Source organism: Dysgonomonas sp. GY75, assembly GCF_015234155.1.
Lineage (GTDB): Bacteria > Bacteroidota > Bacteroidia > Bacteroidales > Dysgonomonadaceae > Dysgonomonas > Dysgonomonas gadei.
In genome coordinates, this window is record NZ_JADCLQ010000051.1 from 38,712 (window position 1) to 57,701 (window position 18,990).

The 18,990-nt window shown below is 40.5% G+C and carries 12 protein-coding genes; 7 read left to right on the top strand and 5 right to left on the bottom strand.

Annotation, left to right across the window (positions count from 1 at the left end; all coding sequences use genetic code 11):
* Positions 1 to 51: 51 nt before the first annotated feature.
* Entirely contained in the window at positions 52 to 4,104 is a 4,053-nt protein-coding gene (locus tag IR083_RS19230; RefSeq protein WP_194225516.1) for a hybrid sensor histidine kinase/response regulator transcription factor, read from the top strand.
* 272 nt (positions 4,105 to 4,376) lie between these two features.
* Here the strand turns inward: IR083_RS19230 and IR083_RS19235 are convergent, their stop codons facing one another.
* On the bottom strand, positions 4,377 to 5,519 hold the full coding sequence (locus IR083_RS19235) for an adenylyltransferase/cytidyltransferase family protein (RefSeq protein ID WP_194225517.1): 1,143 nt from the start codon (positions 5,517 to 5,519) through the stop codon (positions 4,377 to 4,379).
* 520 nt (positions 5,520 to 6,039) lie between these two features.
* Between IR083_RS19235 and carA the strand changes: the two genes are divergently transcribed.
* The 3 genes from carA (at position 6,040) to IR083_RS19250 (ending at position 12,163) form a co-directional block, all read left to right on the top strand.
* Positions 6,040 to 7,110 (top strand): glutamine-hydrolyzing carbamoyl-phosphate synthase small subunit, encoded by a 1,071-nt coding sequence (gene carA / locus IR083_RS19240; protein WP_006798257.1) that lies wholly within the window; start codon positions 6,040 to 6,042, stop codon positions 7,108 to 7,110.
* 97 nt (positions 7,111 to 7,207) lie between these two features.
* Entirely contained in the window at positions 7,208 to 10,426 is a 3,219-nt protein-coding gene (gene carB, locus IR083_RS19245) for a carbamoyl-phosphate synthase (glutamine-hydrolyzing) large subunit (protein WP_194225518.1), read from the top strand.
* 294 nt (positions 10,427 to 10,720) lie between these two features.
* Complete coding sequence (locus tag IR083_RS19250) at positions 10,721 to 12,163, top strand: alpha-amylase (protein ID WP_194225519.1); 1,443 nt, start codon at positions 10,721 to 10,723, stop codon at positions 12,161 to 12,163.
* Positions 12,164 to 12,227: 64 nt separating this feature from the next.
* Here IR083_RS19250 and IR083_RS19255 read toward each other — a convergent pair whose 3' ends face one another.
* Positions 12,228 to 12,983, bottom strand: coding sequence for a hypothetical protein (locus IR083_RS19255; RefSeq protein ID WP_194225520.1), 756 nt, complete (start codon positions 12,981 to 12,983; stop codon positions 12,228 to 12,230).
* Between the two features lie 125 nt (positions 12,984 to 13,108).
* Positions 13,109 to 13,933, bottom strand: coding sequence for a TerC family protein (locus tag IR083_RS19260; RefSeq protein ID WP_194225521.1), 825 nt, complete (start codon positions 13,931 to 13,933; stop codon positions 13,109 to 13,111).
* A gap of 1,100 nt (positions 13,934 to 15,033) precedes the next feature.
* Between IR083_RS19260 and IR083_RS19265 the strand changes: the two genes are divergently transcribed.
* Genes IR083_RS19265 through IR083_RS19275 form a run of 3 tightly spaced genes read left to right on the top strand, consistent with a single transcriptional unit; the run spans position 15,034 to position 18,230 of the window.
* Positions 15,034 to 16,260: an HD domain-containing protein gene (locus IR083_RS19265; RefSeq protein WP_194225522.1), complete on the top strand. Its 1,227-nt coding sequence runs from the start codon at positions 15,034 to 15,036 to the stop codon at positions 16,258 to 16,260.
* 3 nt (positions 16,261 to 16,263) lie between these two features.
* Positions 16,264 to 17,580, top strand: coding sequence for a tRNA lysidine(34) synthetase TilS (gene tilS, locus IR083_RS19270; protein WP_199343258.1), 1,317 nt, complete (start codon positions 16,264 to 16,266; stop codon positions 17,578 to 17,580).
* Positions 17,577 to 18,230 carry a nitroreductase family protein gene (locus IR083_RS19275; RefSeq protein WP_194225523.1) on the top strand — a complete coding sequence of 218 codons (654 nt, stop codon included), beginning with the start codon at positions 17,577 to 17,579 and terminating at the stop codon, positions 18,228 to 18,230. Before tilS ends, IR083_RS19275 begins: the two co-directional genes overlap by 4 nt.
* Before the next feature lie 11 nt (positions 18,231 to 18,241).
* Here the strand turns inward: IR083_RS19275 and IR083_RS19280 are convergent, their stop codons facing one another.
* Both IR083_RS19280 and trxA read right to left on the bottom strand, forming a co-directional pair.
* On the bottom strand, positions 18,242 to 18,439 hold the full coding sequence (locus IR083_RS19280) for a hypothetical protein (RefSeq protein WP_194225524.1): 198 nt from the start codon (positions 18,437 to 18,439) through the stop codon (positions 18,242 to 18,244).
* Positions 18,440 to 18,577: 138 nt separating this feature from the next.
* Positions 18,578 to 18,895, bottom strand: a complete 318-nt coding sequence (trxA, locus tag IR083_RS19285; protein ID WP_006798266.1) for a thioredoxin — start codon at positions 18,893 to 18,895, stop codon at positions 18,578 to 18,580.
* Positions 18,896 to 18,990: the final 95 nt, after the last annotated feature.

Here is an 18,990-nt window from a genome sequence, read left to right on the forward strand (position 1 = left end):
CTTAATAAGCTATATTTGTAAAAACCTTATTTAGTATATCTATTACTTGATATGAAAAAAATTTCGGCCCTGATAATAATCGCAATACTTGCCATTTGTACGAATATTAACGTATATGCATATAACATTCAGCATATATCTTCCCGCTATGGACTTTCATCGAGTGCTGTGAGATTTGTAACAATGGATAGTTACGGATTTATGTGGTTTGCTACTTATGACGGGCTCAATCGTTACGACGGCTCTTCGGTTAAAAATTACCTGCCAACAAGCCACAACAATTCCTTACCGGGAAATGTAATAAGGCACATCACAGAAACCGATCCCGGCATGCTTTGGCTAAAGACAAATCAGGGATTATGCCTGTTCAATTCCAAATCAGGCACATTCGAGAATCATCCCGATATGAGAACTATATATTGGCAGGCAAAAAGCCCGGACGGGACTTTTTTTGTCCTTTCCGAAAATGATTCGATTGCTGTATATAACAAATCCGATGGCCGGTTTCACAAGATACATACCCCGGGAGTAATACCCTACAGGACACAATGCTTTTCTATCTGTAAGGATAATATCATCTGGGTATTTGGTTCTATGGGACAGATAATGCGCTATAAAATAATAAAGGAAAACGGGATCATAACCGGAACCTACCGTTTGATGGATTACGAACATGATGCCGCTGTCAGATGGGCTTTCGAAAAAGGTACGAGCGTCGTTTTTGTAGATGCCCGGTTCGATCTATATACCCTTGACATCAACACAGGTATCAAAGAATTTGTAATGAATATTGGTGCGGAAATCCCACCCAAAGAGAGCATGAGAGATGCCCTGATAGCAGGTGATGACATCTTTATTGCTTTCATTAATGATGGGCTTAAAGTAATAAGGCGCGATCCTCATTCCGGAAACAAACCATATATAGAACGTACTACACTCAACTATGGTATTTTTAATATGGCCTATGATCCGGTACAGCAAATTGTCCTGATAGGTACCGATGGTTACGGAGTATATATATATTCGGAAGAAGATTACACGATACGCTCTTCGATGTTATACGAGTTCTATCCTCAGGCAAAAGTTCCGGTACGGTCTGTAACACTGGATGCTGATAATAATTTATGGATAGGGACAAAAGGTGACGGACTTTTTTGTTTTCCCGATTATAATCCGGATGAACCACTTCCCGATAAAAAAGTGAATCATTTTCACATACAGAACTCTGCTCTTGCCAATAATTCCATTTTCAACCTTGTCGAAAGCAGGCATAACTTACTATGGATCATAAGCGGCGGGCCGGGTATCAATTATTATTCTTATTCCGACAAACGAATACACACCCTATCACAGCCCCCCGGAAGCAAACCATTATATTTTCTCTGTTCGGCAACCGAGCAAAACGCAAATACCCTGTGGGTAACGACTTCCGGAGACGGACTACACCGCATAAAACTGGCATTTACAAACGGTGTTCCCCGGATAGAGAAAATGGATCATTTCAGATTTTTCCAAACAGAAAATGTAATTTATGATACCGAGATAGAAAATGATTCTATTTTATGGATCGGGAGCAGAGGCGAAGGCCTGGTCAGATTTAACCTAAAAACGGAAGAAAAAACGTTCTATAAACTAACCAATGGTGAAAATCAGTTGGTTAATGATATACTTGTAATATACCGCGATAGCCATAAAACATTGTGGCTGGGCACTAGTTTTGGTCTTTGCCGGATAACAAAAGTGGGAAAGGACAAACTGGAATACATTAATTATAATACTGAATGGGGGCTTCCGAATAACACCATACATGGAATCGTGGAAGATCCGCAGGGTTATCTCTGGCTGAGTACGAATAAGGGACTCGCTAGATTCGATCCCCGGACAAAAGTATTCACGAATTATAGCAACCCCAATAATCTGTCTGTGCAGGAGTTCAGTGATAATGCCTATTATATATGCCCTCGCAAACAGATAATGTTTTTTGGGGGTATCGACGGATTTGTTTCCATCCGCAGCAACCAGACACAAACACCTGTTTTCACACCTAACTTCTACTTTAACAGCCTCAGTATATACGGAAAAGAGGTAGAGATAGCAGACTATATTAAAACAAGAGATCAAAAAGATATACTGGAACTGCCACACAATCAGAATTTCTTTACCGTGTCATTTGTTGCACCGGATTATGTCAACGGACACAAGTATACTTACCAGTATTTGCTGAGTGGACATAGTGGCAAATGGATTGATAACGGGACTTCGAACAGTGTTACGTTTACGAATATGGCTCCCGGAGAATACCTGTTGAAAGTACGCTTCTCAGCCAACAATATTTTTGAGAATCAACCTGTCTACACACAATATATACGGATTCTTCCGCCATGGTATATGACTACTGTGGCCTACATTATCTATGCGATAATAACAGGTTCCGTAGCCTTATTCTTCATATTATCATACAGGCGCAAAGTAAAACGCAAAGAACACCGGGTGTTCGAAAAAATGGAACAAAAGAAAACGGAAGAAATCTATGAATCGAAATTACGCTTCTTTACCAATATAACCCACGAATTCAGTACCCCTCTGACTCTTATTTACGGCCCTTGCGACCACATACTTTCTTCTGTTGACAAGTCATCTCCTGTATACGATTATGCAACCTTAATACACCGCAATGCGGAAAGGTTGAACGGCCTGATACAGGAGCTTATTGAATTCCGCAGGATAGATACCGGTCACACTCAGGTGGTTATAGAGAAAGTTGAAATAGAAGAGTTTGCGGGAAATATATTATCTTCGTTCAGGCTACTATCTGATAGTAAGCAAACAGATTACAGTGTGAATATAGAAAAGAAGCTCATATGGCAAACCGATCCGGGATGCTATTCAAAAATATTGACAAACCTGGTTTCAAATGCTTTCAAGTATACTCCGGATAGTGGTAATATCAATGTCGATATTTTCGTCAAAGATCAAAAGCTTGTCACTTCCGTATCCAATACGGGAAAAGGTTTCAGCCCGGAAGACTTGCCCTTTGTTTTCGACCGTTACCGGGTGTTGGATAACCTTGAAAGCAGGCATAACAGCCGCCTGTTTTCTCGCAACGGATTAGGACTTTCTATCTGCCACAGTACAGTAAAACTACTTGGTGGAGATATGCAGGTAAAAAGTACCCCCGGACAGATCACATGTTTTACGGTCGAACTCCCTATGCATGAACTTACCAACAAAGCTCTTGAATCTTCCAGAATTGCATCCGGTATTCCGATGCAAATACCGGAGAAAAAACAAATTATACTACCAGAATTCAATATTGTAAAATCACGTCCGACAATTCTTGTTGTGGACGATGAAATCGAGATACTATGGTTTGTATGCGAAATACTGAAAGACCAGTATAATGTGATCCCGGTAAACGATCCGGATACAATAGAGGAAATATTATCCAAAACAAAGATAAATCTTCTTATATCTGATGTAATGATGCCCAGACGGAGTGGTTTCGACCTTGTACGCATGCTAAAAGAATCCCGGGTGACTTCCCATATTCCGGTTATTATTTTATCGGGCAAAAATTATACAGAAGACCAGCTTGAAGGGCTTGATGCAGGGGTAGATATGTATATCTCAAAGCCGTTCGATGTCCAATACCTGAAGAAAGCTGTCAGCCGCCTGTTAAAAAGGGAAGAAGAAACAAAAGAATATTATAATTCAGCATTAAGTGCTTTCGAAATCGAAGAAGGGCAAATTCTACACCGCGAAGATAAAGAGTTCTATGAACGGACGCTGCAAGTCATAGATGAGAACATCAAAAATCCTGCATTTTCAACCGAGGAACTGGCATCTCTGCTCAATGTAAGTGTACGCCAACTATACAGAAAAATAGACGTCGTATATAAGAATGGCCCGGGAAGTCTGATAAGGGATTATAAATTGAAGATAGCAGAAGGCTTACTGATCAAGACAAATATTTCTGTCGATGAAGTCATTTATCAGTCGGGATTCAATAACAGAGGAAGTTTTTATAAACTATTCTCTCAACGTTACGGCATGCCCCCAAGGGCATATAGAGAAAAGCATAATATAGAAAATAATGATTCCTGAGACTGTCTTATAAATATACTTAATTATTGCAAACTTCTAACCAACTCTAAAAACAAAAAACAAATTCCATTGTTTTATTTGCAGATCAAGGAAAACGGAAAGGATCAAAAAGAAGACAAACATATGATAATGCGAAAGGGAGCCGGACACTCCCTTTTTTTATTGCTTTTATACCTTTTTTTCTCACACATTAGTTTTTACAGAGAACAAAATATATAAGCCTTATATAAAGTTTGATATTATCTTGCCTTATTTTCCCAAATTATATCCTGTTAAAAATTATCCCCACGGCGTATACGTATCTGAATCGCATTCTCTATCGGCATTTCGCTAACGAATGTTAGATAACCTCCACCTCCTGCACCACTAAGTTTCCAGCCTAACGCCTTATCTTTATACTTATCCAATACCTTGAATATATCACTGTTTACCATATGCGGATACATAAGTATCTGGGCATCGAAGCTGTCTTTTACAGCCTTTCCTAATTTCTGAATATCCTTTCCTCTTATTGCATCCCATGCCGAGAGAGCTGCAGCACTTAGTTTCTTTGCATTTTCAATTGTTATATTAGTCTCAGACAACACATCATAATTGTCATGACGAGGATATAATGGCACCAGCCACAAATGTTTTTCGAGCCAGCTAAGAATTTCGTTATCCAATACACTTTCTATTTCCGACGGCCAGAAATCTCCCGTATAGTATAATTTATTGAGCCCCGGCATAACAATCCCCAACGAATCCTGCGATCCGCTTACATACTTTGTACCGGGAGGATTCTCAAAGCAGAAAAGAGTTAATGCTAATTTTTCCCTGTTACCCGGCGGGATGTCCACTTGCCAAAGTTCGATGGCTTTATTCCGCGAACTGGTAGACATACCACTGCGATCATTGAATTCGTAATCAGGCTCTATGGATATAGTCAGCACAGGCCCCGGATAAAGGCTGCTTACATTTGGTTGATCCAGCCAGCCGCCTGCCAGATCGATACGGTACGGAATACGGCACTCTTCGCGTAGAGCCGTGGTAGAACGAACCGGTAAATTTTCATGAGGAACACGTTTACTTACAACATATTCTATACCCAATTCTTTACACAACTGCTCCTTCAGGGAACTATGTCCGTCACTATTGACAAAAAATATATCCGGTTTTAGTTGTTTGATCTCTTCCAAAAAATCAATAAGTCCTGAACCACGATTTATCCATGCCTCTTTTACTGATTTGAGGGAACTCACCATATACAGACGTTCCTGTTCATTATTGACGGTTTTTCGAGCTTTAAGCTCATTCACAGTCTGATCCGAACCTATACCTACATATAGATCTCCATATGTGGCAGCCTCTTCGAAAAACGCGACATGCCCACTGTGAAGCATATCATAACACCCGCTGACAAAAACTTTCTTCATAAAGTCAATCCGATAGTAAAGTGTGTTTTTTTATTATGTAAATATAAATCTTTTTTTCTATTCTGTGTAATTTTCAGAATTGCTTGTGTTGCAAATTGAACGTTTAAATATGTTATTGAGGTCGTCTAGACTTTTTGAATCTGGTAACATTATGAAACAAATACCCTCTTTGTCATTTTGAACAGAGTGAAAAATCTCTTGAGAAATGAGATGCTTCCTATCGTCAGCATGACAAAAAGATATGAAAAGAAAAAGTCTAGACGAGTTCATTAAAAAACATTTTTGAAAAAAATGTATATATAATCAAAATAATATCAATCAATCGGAAGGATATTATAATTTATTGCTATCTTTGTGCTTCAGATATTCACATGAGTTTTATCGGATATTTGAAAAAATGAAAAAGAAAAAGATACAACATTATTATACAAGCTAAAGGAACAGATATACCAAATATCACGTTCCTTTTTTTTTATCTTATAAATCAGTTATTAGTCACAATTATATTCTAAACAAAAAGATGTATTCAGACAAACCAGTTCAACTAATTCTTGACGACGGAACAGTTTTCGAAGGACGGTCTTTCGGCTCGGAAAAAGCCAGTGCCGGAGAAGTTGTATTCAATACAGCTATGGTAGGTTATCCGGAAAGCCTTACCGACCCTTCTTATCTGGGACAGATACTTGTTGTCACCTTCCCGCTTGTAGGAAACTACGGGGTTCCTGACAACACTTTCACAAATGGTATTTCCGACTTCTACGAATCGGAAAAAATACAAGTGAACGGACTCATCATTTCAGATTATTCACACGAATACTCTCACTGGAATGCTAAAAAAAGCCTTGGTGAATGGCTCAAAGAAAATGATGTACCGGGAATTTACGGTATAGACACACGCGAACTGACGAAGATATTACGCGAAAAAGGATCGATGAAAGGTAAAATCGTATTCAGCGGAGTTGACGAAATAGACTTCTACGATCCGAACATCGAAAATCAGGTAGCCATAGCCAGTTGTAAAGAAGTGATTACATACGGCAACGGCAAGAAGAAAGTAGTACTGGTAGATTGCGGAGTAAAACACAATATAATCCGCTGCCTTGTGAAACGCGATGTAACACTTATACGCGTGCCGTGGGACTACGACTTCAACCAGCTGGAATGGGATGGCCTCTTCATCTCCAATGGACCGGGAAACCCCGATTTCTGTGAAGAGACTGTTAAGAATATCCGAAAAGCGATGGAAGGTAACAAACCTATTTGCGGTATATGTATGGGCAACCAGCTACTATCAAAAGCCGGAGGCGCAACCATCTACAAACTGAAATACGGACATCGCAGCCACAACCAACCTGTGAAAATGGTAGACTCTACCAAATGCTTCATTACATCGCAAAATCACGGTTTTGCAGTAGCAAATGCCTCTCTGGGATCGGATTGGGAACCATTGTTCATCAATCTGAATGACGGAACAAACGAAGGTATCAAACACAAGACTAAACCGTTCTTTTCCGCCCAGTTTCACCCTGAGGCTGCCAGTGGTCCGACAGATACGTCATTCTTGTTCGATATGTTTGTAGAAAAATTATAAATCAGTTAACAGTCATCAGTTAACAGTTAGCAATGAAAATACTAGTAAACTAGAATTCTTTTACACTAAATTACTTGTAACTCGTAACTAAAACAAAATGGATATAGACGTAAAAAAAGTATTAGTCCTTGGTTCGGGAGCACTCAAAATCGGTGAAGCGGGAGAGTTTGACTACTCAGGTTCGCAAGCCCTGAAAGCCCTGAAAGAAGAAGGCATAGAAACTGTACTTATCAACCCCAATATTGCAACGGTACAAACCTCGGAAGGCAGTGCCGATAAGATATACTTCTTACCTATCACCCCATACTTCGTAGAAAAGGTTATCCAAAAAGAAAAGCCGGAAGGTATACTTCTTGCTTTCGGTGGACAAACCGCACTCAACTGCGGTGTACAACTCTACGAAAGCGGTATTCTGGAAAAATATAATGTCCGTGTACTGGGAACACCCGTACAAGCCATTATGGATACCGAAGACCGAGACCTCTTCGTCAAGAAACTAGACCAGATAGATGTAAAGACTATCAAAAGCCATGCTGTAGGCTCAATAGAAGACGCAGTGACAGCAGCGGCGGAATTAGGTTACCCTATCATCGTACGCGCCGCATACGCGCTTGGCGGACTGGGCTCGGGATTCTGCGATAATGAGCAGGAACTGCGGGTGCTGGCCGAAAAAGCGCTGGCTTATTCATCACAACTTCTGGTAGAAAAATCACTGAAAGGCTGGAAAGAAGTCGAATACGAAGTTGTCCGCGACAAGTATGACAATTGCATGACAGTGTGTAACATGGAAAACTTCGACCCGCTCGGCATCCATACCGGTGAAAGTATCGTAGTAGCTCCATCGCAAACGCTGACTAATTCCGAATATCATAAACTGCGTGAACTTTCAATCCGCATTGTGAAACATATAGGTATCGTGGGCGAATGTAACGTACAATATGCCTTCGATCCCGAATCGGAAGACTACCGTGTGATCGAGGTTAACGCTCGTCTGAGCCGTTCATCGGCACTGGCATCCAAGGCAACAGGTTACCCGCTGGCTTTTGTAGCTGCCAAGCTGGGACTAGGTTACGGACTGTTCGAACTGAAAAACTCAGTAACCAAATCTACCTGCGCTTTCTTCGAACCTGCGCTAGACTATGTGGTGGTAAAAATCCCTCGCTGGGACTTGGGTAAATTTCACGGCGTATCGAAAGAGATAGGCTCAAGTATGAAATCTGTCGGTGAAATTATGGCTATCGGCCGTACATTCGAAGAAGCCATACAAAAAGGACTTCGTATGATTAACATCGGCATGCACGGATTCGCGGCCAACAAACCTCTGGAAATCGACAATCTGGATGATGCCCTGAAAAATCCTACAGACAAAAGAATCTTCTGCATAGAAGAAGCCCTGAAAAGAGGATACACCATAGAGCAGATACACGACCTCACCAAAATAGACCTTTGGTTCTTACAGAAACTGCAATATATCTTCAAATGCTCTAAGGAACTGGAAAAATTCGACGATATACAGTCTCTCCCACTCGACCTGCTTCGCTCTGCCAAACAAATGGGATTCTCCGACTTCCAGATAGCGAAGATCGTATGCAAAGAACCAAGCCTTGTAGAAAATATATCATACGAAGTACGCCGCATCCGCAAGGAAAACGGAATCGTACCATGTGTGAAACAGATAGATACGCTTGCCGCCGAATATCCGGCTCAGACCAACTATCTCTACATCACATACAACGGTAAGGCCAACGATGTGAAGTATCTGGGCGACCACCGATCGGTGATCGTTCTCGGATCGGGAGCATATCGCATCGGATCGTCCGTAGAGTTCGACTGGTGTTCGGTTAATGCCCTGCAAACCATCCGTAAGGAGGGGTATCGCTCTGTAATGATAAACTACAATCCCGAAACAGTATCTACCGACTACGACATGTGCGACCGCCTCTACTTTGACGAGTTGACTTACGAGCGCGTGATGGATATTATAGAACTGGAAAACCCGCACGGGGTAATCCTTTCGGTAGGCGGACAAATACCAAACAATCTGGCTATGCGACTAGATGCGGCAAAAGTAAACATACTCGGCACAACTGCCAAAAGCATCGACAATGCCGAAGACCGCCACAAGTTCTCCAGCATGCTCGACCGCATCGGAGTAGATCAGCCACGATGGAAAGAATTGAGTTCGCTCGATGATATCAAAGGCTTTGTAGCCGAGGTAGGCTACCCGGTACTCATCCGGCCGTCTTATGTACTCTCGGGTGCTGCGATGAATGTCTGCTCTAATGATCAGGAGCTTGAAAACTTTCTCGGACTGGCTGCTGAAGTCTCAAAAAAACACCCTGTGGTAGTCAGCGAGTTTATCGAGAATGCAAAAGAAATAGAGATAGATGCTGTGGCCAACAAAGGCGAGATAGTGATGTATGCCATCTCGGAACATGTCGAATTTGCCGGAGTACACTCGGGGGATGCGACCATACAGTTCCCTGCTCAACGCTTATATATCGAGACTGTAAGACGGATAAAGAAAGTAGCACGGAAAGTGGCCGAAGAGTTACAGATTTCGGGACCTTTCAATATGCAGTTCCTTGCAAAAGATAACGACATAAAAGTAATCGAATGCAATCTGCGGGCATCCCGCTCTTTCCCGTTTGTATCTAAAGTACTGAAGATAAACTTTATCGATCTTGCTACTCAGGTGATGCTGGGCAAAAATGTAGAAAAGCCGAACAAGAACGACTTCGACCTCGACTATGTAGGCATCAAAGCGTCGCAGTTCTCATTCTCACGCTTGCAGAAAGCTGACCCTGTACTGGGTGTGGATATGGCTTCTACCGGAGAGGTGGGATGCATCGGAGACAATTTCTACGATGCTATGCTCAAGTCGATGCTGTCGGTCGGTTACCGTGTACCGAAGAAAACGGTACTGTTCTCTACCGGACCAGCCAAATCGAAAGTGGAACTGTTGCAAGCCGCACGCCTGCTACATCAGAAAGGATACGAACTGTATGCAACCGGCGGTTCTCAAAAGTTCCTTGTAGACAACGGAGTTCCTGCTACTCAGGTATTCTGGCCGAATGAAGACCAGAAACCAAGTGCACTGGAAATGATCCAGAACAAAAAGATAGATCTTGTGGTGAATATCCCTAAAAACTTTACCACAAATGAGTTGGACAACGGATATAAAATCCGCAGGGCATCTATCGACTACAATGTGCCTCTGCTTACAAACTCCCGCCTCGCATCTGCTTTCATCCAGGCATTCTGCAAAATGAATGTCGATGAGATAGAGATCAAGTCATGGAACGAGTATGAATAATCTGCTTTTATTATAATGAATAGCCTCAGAAAAACTGAGGCTATTTTTTTTCGTTAACGAAGTCCTGTATGTACAGATTTTACGTCAACAGTTGGCTCACATTGCCATATATCGATTACATATCATGTGTATGCACGGTAATGCGTAATTTGTTAAACAAAAAGGAATGTAAAAGCGTTTTCTTTGTACTTTTAGTCTAGGAAAAACCAAAAGCTGGATTTAAATTTTCGTTAGACATTCCCTAAATGGGAATCAAACATAAAATCACAAACAAAAAAATAAACATTGCCGGTTATGAAAAATGGTGTAATGATGCAATACTTTGAGTGGAATCTCCCAAATGACGGAAATTTATGGAAACAACTAAAACAAGATGCAAGACATCTGCATGAAACAGGTATAACGGCAGTATGGATTCCTCCGGCATATAAGGCAGACGAACAGCAGGATGAAGGGTATGCAACATACGATCTTTTCGACCTCGGAGAATTTGACCAGAATAGTACCGTAAGAACGAAATATGGTACAAAAGATGAATTAATAGAAATGATCGGTGAGTTGCATAAAAATAAAATATCAGTATATCTCGATACTGTGATGAATCATAAAGCCGAAGGTGACTATACCGAGAAATTTAAAGTAAAAGAGGTAGATCCTAAAGCGAGAAACAAGGATATAAGCGACGAAATAGAGATTCAGGCATGGACAGGTTACTTATTCAAAGGACGGGGGAATAAATATTCCGACTTTAAATGGCACTGGTATCACTTTTCCGGTGTCGGATTTGACGATGCTCAGAAAAAAAGCGGAATCTTTCGTATACTCGGAGAAAACAAATATTGGAGTGAAGGGGTAGATGACGAAAACGGAAATTATGATTTTTTACTTTGCAACGATTTGGATCTCGACCATCCGGAAGTGATAAAAGAGCTGAACCGCTGGGGACTATGGGTTTCCAACGAATTGAATCTGGATGGTATGCGTCTCGATGCAGTGAAACACATGGAAGATAAGTTTGTTAAACAATTTCTGGAAACAGTAAGAGCAGAGAGGGGCGACGACTTCTATTCGGTCGCTGAATACTGGAACGGGGATCTGGAGACGTTAGAAAAATATCTTTCCGCTGTAAATAAAACGACCGATTTGTTCGATGTACCTCTGCATTATAATATGTATAAGGCTTCGATATTCGGCAAAGATTATGATTTGCAAGGGATACTGGACAATACTCTCGTTTTGCATCATCCGGACTATGCAGTCACTTTTGTGGATAACCACGACTCGCAACTGGGTAGCTCTCTGGAATCGGAAATAGAAGACTGGTTCAAACCTTCGGCTTACGCCCTCATCCTACTAATGGAGAAAGGATATCCCTGCATTTTTTATGGTGATTATTATGGTACTAACGGCGAAAAATCGCGTCATCAACCTATCATTGATCTATTACTGGATGCCCGGAGGAAATATGCTTATGGCGAACAAAAAGATTATTTCAACCATCCCTCTACGGTAGGCTTTGTGCGCATGGGAGATAAAGATCACAGCGGATCGGGACTTGTATTTCTGATGTCGAACGGTATTGACGGAGATAAGATAATGAATGTGGGCATAAACCGCAAAGGTGAAGTTTGGTACGACCTTACCGGAAACGTACAGCAGAAAATAACAATAGACGATGAAGGTAACGGCAATTTCCTTGTCGAAGGAGGGGCTTTATCTGTTTGGGTAAAATCTTAATGATATAAGGAATATAAAAAAGGCGATTAGAACTGATTTAACCGCCTTTTTTACATTCTTTTTTTTAATTCTTATATATCATCTCCCGGACTAATTCTCCGTTATAGAACTGCTTTACGGGATACCCATCCGTATCGTATTCATATGTAACTTCAATAGTATCTGTACCATACCTTGGGTCTTCGGTCGTAAACCCGCTCGGATTATTTTTACCGATAAAGTCTCCGCACCATCTCATACTATTTACATGCCATGCCCAGAACCACGCTGGAATACTCTCTATATTGAGAAAAGCAGATTTGTCATTGTTGAATTTAAAGATAGTGATCTTACTTCCTTCGTTGGTTGCTCCATGTTGTGTGTATGTAACCAGATTATTATTTTCGTCATATACAAATTCTTCCCACGGTTTACCATCTTCAAATACGGTTTTGGTAAGCCGTCCTTTATGATCTATATGAATTTGCAGGTGGTCTGTTACTTTTTTCTCCTTTACCTGTTTTCCGGAACTTGCCACCTCTTCAGTAATATAACCATCATTGTAAGTATATCTGGAATTGGTAATCAATTCCCCTCTGTCCTGATTCATTATACACTCTGAGAGCAAGTTCGTAATTTTATCATATTTGAACGTAAATTCACGAAAGGTAACAACACCCTTTTCTACAAAATAGGTAAGTTGTTTTTTGTTATTATACTTGAGATCGACTATCTCTTTCGTTTTCACCGAATTGATTTGGATAAGCTGCTTCGATTGAGCATATAACGTAAATCCGGCTGATAATATGCCGATAAGGGATGTAAGTATAAATCTCTTCATAGAATAAGTGTCTGGTCTTTTTTAATGATTACCTATTTAACGAACCGGGCGTTCTTTTATTGTAAATTGGTCTGTTAGTATATAAACTGATTGGCAAATGATGATAACAATCTATAGCTTAAAGACTATTCTTCTTTTATCAGTTCCGAATCTTTGAGTTTTACAGGAGTCGACTTCTTCCTTAACTTCATATTCAGGAATTCGACAAGTAAAGAGAAAGCGATGGCAAAGTATATGTAGCCTTTCGGTATTTCCCCAACTGTTGTACCAAATATTGAAATCTGAGACAAATGTGCCGATTCTACCAACAACATTACACCTATAAGTATCAGGAATGAAAGTCCAAGCATCTGAATTGTCGGATGTTCGTTTACAAATTTACTTACCGGACCGGAAAACAGTAACATAATCATAACAGCCGCAACAACCGCGGTAACCATGATAGTCATGGCCCCGACATATCCGAATTCGCTGAAACTGACCAATCCAACCGCAGTGAGGACACTATCAAACGAAAAGACAATATCAAGAGCTACGATCTGTACAATAACACCGATGAAACCGGATTTTGACTTCCCATGAGCAGCACCGCTCTCCCCTTCCAGTTTGTGATGAATTTCAGTTACACTTTTATATAGTAGAAAGAGCCCTCCTACTCCGATTATAATGCTCTGCCCCGAAATAGAGCCGTCGAACCATGCCGTGTCGAATGAGAATATCGGCTTGGTAAGCTTCATCAGCCAGGATATACAAAATAATAAAAGGATACGAAATAGCATGGCCAACAATAAGCCTATGGTACGGGCTTTGGGCTGCTCCTTTTGTGGTAATTTAGACGATATGATAGACAAAAACACAATATTGTCTATACCTAATACTATTTCAAGAAAAGCCAACGTGAGCAAAGCTATCCACGCACTTGGCAAAAGAAAAGTTTCAAAAATTTCCATAAAAATATTTTTGCGACAAATTTAATAAAGAATTTGACGCTTTTGGAAATTATCTCTTTTTTTCTAAATATTCCTTTATAACAGTATCTCTATCTGTTTTCTTAAGACCCAGCATTCGTTGAACCCTGAGTAGTAGTTTCTTCATAATTGTTCGCATCTAATTGTCCTCGATCTTCATTACAAAGATAACATTTTCGGTAGTTCACAAAAACTATTTACTTAATATCTCTATTTTTTTATATTCTTTTGTAATTGCATCTACACAATAAAAAATAATATAAAATATTACCACTTATTATACCTCATCCGGACAAACCTTGTCCATGACCGAAAAGATATCCTCTGGCTTCTACCTAGAAAAAATTTAGGACAAATCCTAAATTTAATCTTTTTGAAAAAGTTTATCTATGTAGTGAGCTGTTAGCTTATGGTTCTTTGACGTGTTGATCGGCCCCTCCATTGACTACACTTCGTTCCGTCGAACGTTGTTTCTCCCCAAAGGGCAGGCCACAGAGAGGGTAAAAGTAATAGGTATAAAAAGTGTTACATTTGTTACTTTTTGGGAAAACTGTAGGGGCGGAAAATTTTCCGCCCGCGGATCTTTTTTATTTCGGGCGGAAAATATTCCGCCCCTACAAAAACCTCAAAAACTGTAATCTTTGTTACCTTTTAACAGTTACAAGTTACTTCGCCCTGCGGGCAGTTACAAGTTGGTTTACTGATGACTGCTTACCGTAAAGTCACTTATGCGATAGCGATAGCCAAAGCTAACGGCTAATAGCTATCAGCTAAAAGCTGAAATATGTGTTACCTTTGTTACCTTTTAACTATGTATAGTTAAGGGATGCAAAAATGGCAAGAGGAAAACGATGAAAAAACTGTCAGAAGTGTCAGGTTTTAACTAGACATAGTTAATAAATGTAAATATATCGATAGATTATGAGTCAGGCTTTCCCTCTCAGCGTCTCTGCGAGAAAATACAGTTAACTGAAACGTTACCAATTTTCGTGTGTTTACCCCAGAGAAACTTGCTGTTAAACCTCGATTAATTAAATTCTCTGTATCTTTGAACTCTAAAATATTAAAATACACTGTTACTGATGAGTAATAAGAAGAAAATAATCAATGATCCCGTATTCGGTTTTATTACTATCCCGAATAATTTTCTTTACAGACTTATACAACACCCTTTTTTGCAGCGGCTCAATCGTATCAAGCAACTGGGGTTGGCCTCATTTGTGTATCCGGGAGCGCAACACACCCGTTTACACCATTCCATCGGCGCTATGTACCTGATGGACGAGGCCATAAACAACCTGAGAATAAAAGGTCATGAAATAACTGCTGAAGAAGCAAATGGAGCATTAGCCTGCATACTGTTGCACGATGTAGGACACGGACCTTTTTCACATGTACTGGAATATACGCTGACAAACGGTATCCATCACGAGGAATTTTCCCTTGCGCTGATGGAAAACCTGAACGAAGAACTGAACGGCGAACTTGATATTTGTATTTCAATATTTAAGAACGAATATCCGAAGAAATTCCTGCATCAACTGGTGAGCGGGCAACTGGATGTAGACCGTCTCGATTACCTGCGCCGCGACAGTTTCTTTACGGGTGTAACCGAAGGAAATATAGGATCGGCCCGCATTATCAAGATGCTCGATCTTCGCAATGACCGCCTTGTAGTCGAAGCTAAGGGTATTTACTCGATAGAAAACTTCCTGATGTCGCGCCGGCTGATGTACTGGCAGGTATATCTTCATAAAACGGCCGTTGCAGCCGAGAAAATGCTGATTAAAACACTGACACGTGCAAAGGAACTGAGCGATAAGGGGATAAAGCTGTTTGCCTCTCCGGCATTCCTGTATTTCTTAGAAAATGATGTAAACAAAATATTCTTTGAAAAAAAGCGTGAAGAAGTGTTGAAACGTTTTGCAGGTCTGGACGATAACGACATCTGGTGCGCATTGAAGGTATGGGCAGAGAACGAAGACAAAGTATTGTCCACGCTTAGCGCAGCTCTGATAAACAGGAACCTGTTTAAGATAGAAATTACCAACGAACCGCTGTCAGAGTATCAGATACAGAAACATATCGCGGTTTATACCGAGCAGCTCGGAGTGAATGAATATGAAGCGTCTTTCTTCTATTCGTCCGACGTTATTTATACAAATATGTATAATGAAGCTGACGATAGTATAGATATCCTCTACAATGACGGCACTATCAGGGATATATCCGAAGCATCGGACATGCTGAATATACAACTGCTGTCTAAAAAAGTGCAGAAATATTACTTTTCGTACCTGAAAATTTAAATTATGGATATTTCAAGAGTAGAACAGTATATCGTTGCCAACGGATTACTTGCCGGAGGAGAGAAAATTATCGTAGGCGTCAGCGGAGGAGCAGATTCCGTTGCTTTACTCGATATCCTGCATAGCTTCGGCCTCGAATGTGTCGTAGCTCATTGTAATTTTCACTTACGAGGCGAGGAATCTAACAGGGACGCATTCTTTGTAGAAGAACTGTGTAAAAAGTATAATCTGAAATACGAGCGTATCGACTTCGATACGGAAGCTTATGCCGCCATAAATTCCGTGTCGATAGAAATGGCTGCCCGTGAACTGCGTTACAACTGGTTTGAACAACTCAGAGTCATTCATATGGCCGACAAAATAGCTGTAGCACACCATCGCGATGATTCTGTAGAGACCATTCTGCTCAATCTTGTCAGGGGAACAGGTATTCGCGGACTTACCGGTATTGCCCCTGTGAACGGATATGTTATCCGTCCATTATTATGTGTGAGTCGCGACGAAATAATAGAATATCTGAAAGTTAGACGAATGTCGTTCGTAGATGATAGCACCAACAATGAAGATATGTATGCCCGGAACAAGATAAGGTTGAATGTAATCCCTATGCTGGAAGCAATAAATCCTTCGGCAAAAGAGTCGATAAACAAGACAGCCGAACATCTGACGCAGGTGGCTAACATATACTATATGTATATGGCTCAGGTGAAAGCTAATATATTCGCAGATAATAAGATAAATATATCCATGCTGGTTCAATATCTGGAGCCGGAAGCTATCCTTTTCGAGCTTCTTTCTCCGTATGGGTTCAATTCAGCTACGGTACGGCGGATATTCGAATCCGTGATAAGCCAGTCGGGTAAAATATTCTATTCGGAAACGCATGAATTACTGAAAGATAGAGGATATCTCATATTAAAGAAAAAGGACAACCTCAAAATAGAACGGTATAATATCCATGAAGATGAGAATAGTTTATCACGCCCTATACATCTGAAAATAGAGCGTGTTCCGGTAAACGGGGATTTTTCAATAGAAAAGAATCCCGATATAATATACATCGACGCTAATAAGTTAACTTATCCGTTGACCCTCCGTAAGTGGAAGCAGGGCGATTGGTTTATGCCTTTCGGTATGAAGGGGAAGAAGAAAGTAAGCGATTACTTTTCCGACAATAAGTTCAGCCTGTTCGACAAGGAAGCCACATGGCTGCTTTGTTCAGGTGATGATATAGTATGGATAGTAGGGCACCGCGCTGATGAGCGGTTTAGAATAACTGATAAGACAACAGAAATAGTAAAAATAACATATAGTAAATGAATATGAAGAAAATGTTTATCGCAGCAATAGCGTCCCTGATGCTATTCTCCTGCAACAATTCAACAAAAGAAAAAACGAGCGATATGGAACAAAAAAATGCTGTAGTAGAAGCCATTATGAGCCGTAGAAGCATCCGTTCATACAAACCGGAGCAGATAACACCTGAGCAACTGGATACAATAGTGAAATGCGCCATAAATGCACCGAGTGCACTGAACAAACAATCGTGGGAAATAAGAGTTATACAAAGCGCCGATTTATTGAGCCGAATCAACAATAGCTTTGTAGAAAAGGCCAAAGGAAAAAGCCTGCAAGGAAGTGCAGCCCGCGCGCAAGAGCCGGGATTCAGCGTGTTTCATGGAGCGCCTACCCTCATCATTGTAGGCAAAGATAAGAGTAATCCTTATAGCGCGGTCGATTGTGGACTATTGGCACAGAATATTCTCCTCAGTGCCGAATCTATGAATATCGGGACATGTACTATCGGAAATATGGCCGGTATTTTAAACGACCCCGATTCGAAAGATTTTCTGAAAGAGATAAATATGCCTGATACACATGAAGTTGTTTTTGGCATTGCCGTTGGCTATAAGAATGAATCGCCGGATGCCAAGCCTAGAGATGAGAGTAAGGTGCAGTATATAAGATAATCAAAATGAGGCTATTTAGACGACCAGATTATCAAGGCTATCAAAGCTCCTAAAATAGAAAAAGAGAACATAAATCCGCCTATATAAACCATCCGTCGGGATAAGCCTGGTTTATGTTCTTTTATATATCTGCCCGAAATATACCACAGCACAATGCTGGCCACAAACATAGCTATACTAATATACAAAAGGATCATATATGCTTCCATCCCTGAACTACTTTAAACCATTCATTATATTATAACAGAAGGTGAAACGATTAGTTCAACATGGATTAATCCTATGGAGTGATATTCAACAAAAAAGCCTGTCTATCTGACAGGCCTTTTTATCAATATTGGGAAACTTTATTTCAGCATATTCTCTATTTTCTCTACCAATACGGCTTTCTGAGCTGCACCTACTTGTTTGTCCACTACTTCACCGTTTTTGATGAACAGGATTGTAGGAATGTTGCGGATACCATACTTAGACGTAATGTCGTCATTGTTATCCACATCTACTTTACCAATAGTTACTTTATCGGCATATTCTGCAGCCAATTCTTCCACAATAGGACCGACCATGCGGCAAGGGCCACACCACTCCGCCCAAAAATCTATCACTAGAGGTTTGTCTGATTTCAATACATCTTCAAACCCTGCGTCTGTAATTTCTAAAGCCATAGTTTTAATCTATCTAATTATTTATAATATTTATAATATCTATTTATTTTATTTGTTTTGCAAAGGTAATTAATCTATTTAGAATATGAAAGGTT

Coding starts and splice junctions, on each gene's coding strand:
- IR083_RS19230 (WP_194225516.1), top strand. CDS start 52: ATGAAAAAAATTTCGGCCCTGATAATAATCGCAATACTTGCCATTTGT.
- IR083_RS19235 (WP_194225517.1), bottom strand. CDS start 5,519: ATGAAGAAAGTTTTTGTCAGCGGGTGTTATGATATGCTTCACAGTGGG.
- carA (WP_006798257.1), top strand. CDS start 6,040: ATGTATTCAGACAAACCAGTTCAACTAATTCTTGACGACGGAACAGTT.
- carB (WP_194225518.1), top strand. CDS start 7,208: ATGGATATAGACGTAAAAAAAGTATTAGTCCTTGGTTCGGGAGCACTC.
- IR083_RS19250 (WP_194225519.1), top strand. CDS start 10,721: ATGAAAAATGGTGTAATGATGCAATACTTTGAGTGGAATCTCCCAAAT.
- IR083_RS19255 (WP_194225520.1), bottom strand. CDS start 12,983: ATGAAGAGATTTATACTTACATCCCTTATCGGCATATTATCAGCCGGA.
- IR083_RS19260 (WP_194225521.1), bottom strand. CDS start 13,933: ATGGAAATTTTTGAAACTTTTCTTTTGCCAAGTGCGTGGATAGCTTTG.
- IR083_RS19265 (WP_194225522.1), top strand. CDS start 15,034: ATGAGTAATAAGAAGAAAATAATCAATGATCCCGTATTCGGTTTTATT.
- tilS (WP_199343258.1), top strand. CDS start 16,264: ATGGATATTTCAAGAGTAGAACAGTATATCGTTGCCAACGGATTACTT.
- IR083_RS19275 (WP_194225523.1), top strand. CDS start 17,577: ATGAATATGAAGAAAATGTTTATCGCAGCAATAGCGTCCCTGATGCTA.
- IR083_RS19280 (WP_194225524.1), bottom strand. CDS start 18,439: ATGGAAGCATATATGATCCTTTTGTATATTAGTATAGCTATGTTTGTG.
- trxA (WP_006798266.1), bottom strand. CDS start 18,895: ATGGCTTTAGAAATTACAGACGCAGGGTTTGAAGATGTATTGAAATCA.